The organism is Simplicispira sp., from assembly GCF_028687295.1.
GTDB classification, from domain to species: Bacteria; Pseudomonadota; Gammaproteobacteria; order Burkholderiales; family Burkholderiaceae_C; genus Simplicispira; species Simplicispira metamorpha.
This window is the reverse complement of the sequence record NZ_JAQUAL010000177.1, coordinates 1-6,288: the sequence shown is the minus strand read 5'-3', so window position 1 is coordinate 6,288 and position 6,288 is coordinate 1. Positions and strand designations below refer to the sequence as shown.

Sequence of the window (6,288 nt, the reverse complement as noted above, 5' to 3'; positions counted from 1 at the left end):
GGCTTGGGCGCGGGCGGGCCGGGTAACGCGGGCCAGGGTCTTGAGATTGCGCTGGTAGGCCCGTGTGAGCGCAGACAGCGAGAACAAGGCAGAGCGACGCGGCATGGTATGAAGGGCGCTGCGAACCACGAAACGCCCTTGGCAAGAGAACAGCTGGACACCTTAGCAGTTTCCGGGCAAGCGCGTATTTTGCTATTTATTTAATAGCAATAGGCGCTTACCACGCAAGCTCTGGAGCCGGTTTTTACTGTTATTTTTGCGCTATCCAAGGGGTATTCAGAACACGCCCACGCCCTGGCCATCGGCTTTTTTCACAAGGAACCACGGGCGCGGCGCAGCGCTTGCAGGCGCGCACGGACAGCATGGGCATCCTGGCTGGTGGGGGCATGCGCCAGGTACATCTCCAGGTCGGGGATGGCCTGATCGGCATGGCCGCTTTCGGCGTGCGCCAGGCCCCGGTCACGCCATTCGCTCCAGGCCAGCGGCAACAGCACCACCAGGCGGTTCTGGACGGCAATCAGCCGTGGCCAGTCTTGCTGCGCCTGGTAGAGCTCTTTCAGATTGCGCAGCACGCGCGCAATGATCTCGCGCGGCTTGGCCGCTTGCAGGTACAACCCCAGCGACACATCGCCCTCGCTCAGGCCACTGCTGCGCTGGTAAGGCGCCAGCCGCTCTGACAAATCTTCCCGCGACAGCGACTGCCCGGTGAACGGGTCTATCACCACCTGCCCCTTGGGCAGCAGCGCCTTGACCATGAAGTGCCCCGGAAACGCCACGCCGCGCGCCTGCAAGCCCACACCCTGCGCCAGCTCCATCCACAACAGCCCCAGCGTCACGGGAATGCCCCGGCGGGTGTGCAGCACGGTGTGCAAATAGCTGTTTTCCGGATCGTCGTAGTGGTTGATGTTGCCTGCAAAACCCAGGTCACCAAAGAAAAACTGGTTCAACACTTGCAGGCGTTGCAGCGAGGGGGCATCGGCGGCGATGCGCCGTTGCAGGCGCGCCTGCAAGCTGTCCATGTCGTACAGCAGCTGCTGCACATCCAGCTCGGGGTATTCATCCTGGGCGATGCTGGCAGCCGCCTCCAGCAGCGCAAACTCGGCGTCGCTGTGCACCAGCGAGGCAAAGTATTCCAGCGGCGTGGGTGCGGTGTAGCGGGGCAACATGACAGGGGTTGTAAAGGGGCAGCCGCCAGGCGTCAAGGGCGCGGAGCTTCAGCGGCGCAGCGTTTCGCGCAGCTTCAGGCCGGTAGCCCACAGCACGGCAAAGTACAGCACGGCTGCAGCGCACAGCAGCGCGGCCAACAGCGCGGCGCGTTGCAGGCCGTGGGCGCCCAAGGCAATCCAGGCAAAGTGCCGGTCGGCCCACAGCAAAAACGACGCCAGCAGCGCGCTGGCCGTGCTCACCTGCAAGCCGTAGCGCCACCAGCCGGGCCGGGGCTGGTAGCTGCCGCGCCGGCGCAGGCCGATCAGCAGCCACAGCGCGTTGACCAGTGCGCCCAGGCCAATCGACAGCGCCAGCCCGGCATGGGCCAGCCAGGGCACCAGGGCGATGTTGAGCAGTTGCGTAATCACCAGCACCACCACGGCAATCTTGACGGGCGTGCGAATGTCCTGGCTGGCGTAGTAGCCCGGCGCCAGCACCTTGATGGCCACCAGCCCCAGCAGCCCGGCGCCGTAACCGGCCAACGCCAGGGCAATTTGCTGCACATCGCTGGCCTTCAAAGCGCCGTAGTGGAACAACGTGGCCACCAGCGGCTGGGCAAACGCGAGCAGGCCCACGGCGCAGGGCAGCGCCAGCAGCACCACGATGCGCAGACCCCAATCCAGCATGGCCGAATACTTCTGCGCATCGCCCGCCGCCTTGGCCGCAGCCAGCTGCGGCGTCAGTACCACACCCAGGGCCACGCCCAGCAGCGCGGTCGGAAACTCCATCAGCCGGTCGGCATAAAACAGCCAGGTGACGCTGCCTGGCGCCAGGTACGAGGCGATCTGCGTGTTGATCATCAGCGAGATTTGCGCCACCCCCACGCCCAGCAGCGCGGGCGCCATCAGGCCCAGAATGCGGCGCACGCTGGCGTCTTGCCAGGCCGTGCGCAAAGCGCCCCAAGTCAGGCCGATGCGCGGCAGCAAGCCCAGGCGGTGCAAAGCGGGCACCTGCACCGCCAGTTGCAGCACGCCACCGGCCATCACGCCACCGGCCATGGCGTAAATGGGCTCGATACCGCGCGCGGCCAGCAGCGGCGCGCCCCACCAGGCGGCGGCAATCATGCACAGGTTCAGCAGCACGGGTGTGGCCGCAGGCAGGGCAAAGCGCTTCCAGGTGTTGAGTACCCCCGCCGACAGCGCCACCATCGACATGAAGCCGATGTACGGAAACATCCAGCGCGTCATCAGCACGGCGGCCTCAAAGCCTTCGCCGCTTTGGCGCAGGCCGCTGGCCAGCATCCACACCAGCACGGGCGCCCCCGCCACCCCGAGCACGCAGGTCAGCACCAGCGCCCAGGCCAGCGCAGTGGCTACATGGTGGATGAGCGCGCGCGTGGCCTCCTCGCCGTGCTGCGCCTTGGCGGCCGCCAGCACCGGCACAAAGGCCTGGCTGAAAGCGCCTTCGGCAAACAGCCGCCGAAACAGGTTGGGAATGCGAAACGCGACGTTGAAGGCATCGGTGAGCGCGCTGGCGCCAAACATCGAGGCCATGATCAGGTCGCGTGCCAGGCCCGTGACGCGGGACGCCAGGGTCAGCAAGGAGACGGTGGAGGCAGCTTTGAGCAGTGACACGGCGCCGAGTGTATGCGCTGCACGGCCCGCACAGCGCGCTGCGCTACAATCGTGGGCTTTGCTGGCATCATCCTCGAACACAAGGAATACACACTATGGCATCCGCTAAACCCAAGAAAAAGAACCCCCGCCTGGCATCGGGCCGCAAACGCGTCCGCCAGGACATCAAGCTCAACGCAGCCAACACCTCGCTGCGTTCCAAATACCGCACCGCTGTCAAGAACGTCGAAAAGGCTGTTCTGAGCGGCGACAAGACCAAGGCTGCTGAACTGTTCGCCAAGATGCAATCCGTGGTGGACAACGTGGCCGACAAGGGCATCTTCCACAAGAACAAGGCCGCTCGCGACAAGAGCCGTCTGTCCGCCAAGGTCAAAGCCCTGGCACTGGCCGCCTGACCCTCTTCAGGCAAACAGCCCGAGTGGCCCCGGCCGCTCGCCGTTTGTAACGGGTGCGCTGCCAGCAAAAGCAAAAAGCCGTCGCAAGACGGCTTTTTTGTTGTGGATGGCAGGCTGCTGCTTCGGGCACAAACCAAGGCCGCTCCAGCCTGCGCTGCGCCGGCGTTGACACTCCAGAGGCTGTTGGATTGCAGGCCCTGCGCTCTATGGGCAGCGGGCGGTATTCAGCGCTGTGCGGGCGCGGCCACGTCGGGCAGCAAACAAGCTTCGACCACTTGCAGGTCGTTATCGCGGGCAAAGTTCATCACGAAGTCCCAGGCCATGGGCTCATGGCCTTGCAATGCACGGTTGACCACCACACACTTGACACCATTGATCACCTTCGGAATACACCAGGGCGAATAGCTCAGATGGCTGCCAGGGCGCACGCCACCGGGGCGAAAGCTGCTCATGACGCCTGCCAGCCGCTCGGCCCAGTCGCTGGGACGAAAGGTTTTTCCGCCGTGCGTGATGCCCTGGATAAAAACTTCAGAGGTGGAAGGATGCGCCATCTGGGTAGAGGGAAGGGTAGTGGGACGGTCTGCGCAGGATCACTGCTTGTTGCGCCGCAGCAGGCTATTCTAACTCTTATATAAGAGATAAGAGTTATGTTCCCGCAGGATGCGGGCCGCAGCAGATGCGCGCATCACCGCCCCATCCGCTCCAGGCAGTCGCTTCACGCCACTAGAATCTGTTTTCCTTTTTTCAGGGCTGCACGTGTTGGTACGCTGGTAGCCCGCCATTGCCCCGTCTGGAGAATAGCTGCATGACCGCTTTCATTGAGGCCGCCTCGCCCCACGTGATGAACACCTATGGCCGCGTGCCGATTGCACTGGAGCGTGGTCAGGGCAGCCGCGTCTGGGATGTCAACGGCAAGCAGTACCTGGATGCACTGGGCGGCATCGCCGTCAACACCCTGGGGCACAACCACCCCCGGCTGGTGCCCGCGCTGCAAGACCAGCTCAGCAAGCTGATCCACACCTCCAACTACTACCACGTGCCTGGCCAGGAACAGCTGGCCGCCAAGCTGGTGGAACTGTCGGGCATGCAGAACGTGTTTTTCTGCAACTCGGGGCTGGAAGCCAACGAGGCAGCATTGAAAATCGCCCGCAAATTCGGTGTGGACAAGGGCATCGCCAAGCCCGAAATCGTGGTCTATGAAAAAGCCTTCCATGGCCGCTCAATTGCCACCATGTCGGCCACCGGCAACCCCAAAATCCACACCGGCTTTGGCCCGCTGGTCGAAGGCTTCATCCGCGTGCCAGTGAACAACATCGAGGCCATCCGCCAAGCCACCGAGGACAACCCCAATGTGGTCGCCGTGTTCTTCGAGACCATCCAGGGCGAAGGCGGCATCAACCCCATGCGCATCGAGTATTTGCAGCAGCTGCGCCAGCTGTGCGATGAGCGCGGCTGGCTGATGATGATTGACGAGGTGCAGTGCGGCATGGGCCGCACAGGCAAATGGTTTGCCCACCAGTGGGCGGGCATCGTGCCCGACGTGATGCCACTGGCCAAGGGCCTGGGCTCGGGCGTGCCGATTGGCGCCGTGGTAGCGGGCCCCAAGGCCGCCACCGTGCTGCAACCGGGCAACCATGGCTCCACCTTTGGCGGCAATGCGCTGGCCATGCGGGCGGGCGTGGAAACCATCCGCATCATGGAAGAAGACGGTCTGCTGGCCAACGCCGCCACCGTGGGTGCGCACCTCAAAGCCGCACTGCAAAGCGCGCTGGGCAGCCTGCCGGGCGTGAAGGAAGTGCGCGGCCAGGGCCTGATGCTGGGCGTGGAGCTGACCACGCCCTGCGGCGTGCTGGTGGGCCGCGCAGCCGATGCGGGCTTGCTCATCAGCGTCACTGCCGACAGCGTGATCCGCCTGGTGCCGCCGCTGATCCTGACCACCGCCGAGGCCGACGAGATCGTCGCCCTGCTGGCGCCGCTGGTGCAAGCTTTCCTGGCGGAATGACCCCGTCCCACGAGACACCCACGATGAAACACTACCTGCAGTTCAACGACCTCAGCGCCGACGAATACGCCTACCTGTTTGCGCGCGCTGCGGTCATCAAGAAAAAGTTCAAGGCGTACGACAAGCACCACACGCTGGCCGACCGCACGCTGGCCATGATTTTCGAAAAAGCCAGCACCCGCACCCGCGTCAGCTTTGAGGCCGGCATGTACCAGCTCGGCGGCAGCGTGGTACACCTGACCACCGGCGACAGCCAACTGGGCCGCGCCGAACCCATTGAAGACAGTGCCAAAGTCATCAGCCGCATGGTCGACTTGGTGATGATCCGCACCTACGAGCAAACCAAAATCGAGCGCTTTGCCGCCGACTCGCGCGTGCCCGTCATCAACGGGCTGACCAACGAGTTCCACCCCTGCCAGATCCTGGCCGACATCTTCACCTTCATCGAGCACCGGGGCTCCATCGCGGGCAAAACGGTGGCCTGGGTGGGCGACGGCAACAACATGGCCAACACCTGGTTGCAGGCGGCGCAGCTGCTGGGCTTCAAGGTGCATGTGAGCACACCGCGCGGCTACGAAGTAGATGAGAAATTGGCCGTTGGGGCAGGCGGGGCCTGCGCGAGCAGCTATCAATTTTTCAGCAATCCGCTGGACGCCTGCCGGGGCGCCGATCTGGTCACCACGGATGTGTGGACGAGCATGGGCTACGAGGCCGAGAACGAAGCGCGCAAACAGGCTTTTGCCGACTGGTGCGTGGACGCCGAGATGATGGCCGTGGCGCAGAGCGACGCCCTGTTCATGCACTGCCTGCCTGCCCACCGGGGCGAAGAAGTCGAGGCCGACGTGATCGACGGCCCGCAATCGGTGGTCTGGGACGAGGCAGAAAACAGAATGCACGTGCAAAAGGCACTCATGGAATATTTGCTGCTGGGTCGGCAGGCATAAGCCACCAGCGCCCCTTCCACTCCCCCACACAGCGGCTTCGGCCGCTTTTTTGTCCCCATGACCCACCCCTGCCTGACCTGCGGCGCCTGCTGCGCCAGTTTTCGTGTTGACTTTGCCGTGCAGGAGCTGGAGGGCTGCGGCGGGCGCGTGCCCTGCGGGCTGGCCGA

At 64.2% G+C, this 6,288-nt stretch carries 6 protein-coding genes and 1 pseudogene; 4 read left to right on the top strand and 3 right to left on the bottom strand.

Annotation, left to right across the window (positions count from 1 at the left end):
* Nucleotides 1-311 precede the first annotated feature (311 nt).
* Together PHX69_RS14750 and murJ are read right to left on the bottom strand one after the other, a co-directional pair.
* Nucleotides 312-1,166 carry a SirB1 family protein gene (locus PHX69_RS14750; RefSeq protein ID WP_288044690.1) on the bottom strand — a complete coding sequence of 285 codons (855 nt, stop codon included), beginning with the start codon at nucleotides 1,164-1,166 and terminating at the stop codon, nucleotides 312-314.
* 48 nt (nucleotides 1,167-1,214) lie between these two features.
* A complete protein-coding gene (murJ, locus tag PHX69_RS14745) occupies nucleotides 1,215-2,780 on the bottom strand; it encodes a murein biosynthesis integral membrane protein MurJ (protein WP_119013015.1) in 1,566 nt (521 codons plus the stop codon).
* A gap of 95 nt (nucleotides 2,781-2,875) precedes the next feature.
* Between murJ and rpsT the strand changes: the two genes are divergently transcribed.
* Entirely contained in the window at nucleotides 2,876-3,175 is a 300-nt protein-coding gene (gene rpsT, locus PHX69_RS14740; RefSeq protein ID WP_119012965.1) for a 30S ribosomal protein S20, read from the top strand.
* Nucleotides 3,176-3,399: 224 nt separating this feature from the next.
* On the opposite strand, the gene PHX69_RS14735 is transcribed toward rpsT, so the two are convergent.
* Nucleotides 3,400-3,726: a DUF3579 domain-containing protein gene (locus tag PHX69_RS14735; RefSeq protein ID WP_119012964.1), complete on the bottom strand. Its 327-nt coding sequence runs from the start codon at nucleotides 3,724-3,726 to the stop codon at nucleotides 3,400-3,402.
* Between the two features lie 254 nt (nucleotides 3,727-3,980).
* On the opposite strand from PHX69_RS14735, the gene PHX69_RS14730 reads away from it, so the two are divergent.
* The 3 genes and pseudogenes from PHX69_RS14730 to PHX69_RS14720 all read left to right on the top strand — a co-directional run.
* Nucleotides 3,981-5,177 (top strand): aspartate aminotransferase family protein, encoded by a 1,197-nt coding sequence (locus tag PHX69_RS14730; protein WP_288044685.1) that lies wholly within the window; start codon nucleotides 3,981-3,983, stop codon nucleotides 5,175-5,177.
* A 23-nt stretch (nucleotides 5,178-5,200) separates the two neighbouring features.
* Nucleotides 5,201-6,121 (top strand): ornithine carbamoyltransferase, encoded by a 921-nt coding sequence (gene argF, locus PHX69_RS14725; RefSeq protein WP_119012962.1) that lies wholly within the window; start codon nucleotides 5,201-5,203, stop codon nucleotides 6,119-6,121.
* Nucleotides 6,122-6,178: 57 nt separating this feature from the next.
* A pseudogene (locus PHX69_RS14720) lies at nucleotides 6,179-6,288 on the top strand (YkgJ family cysteine cluster protein); the annotation flags it as partial.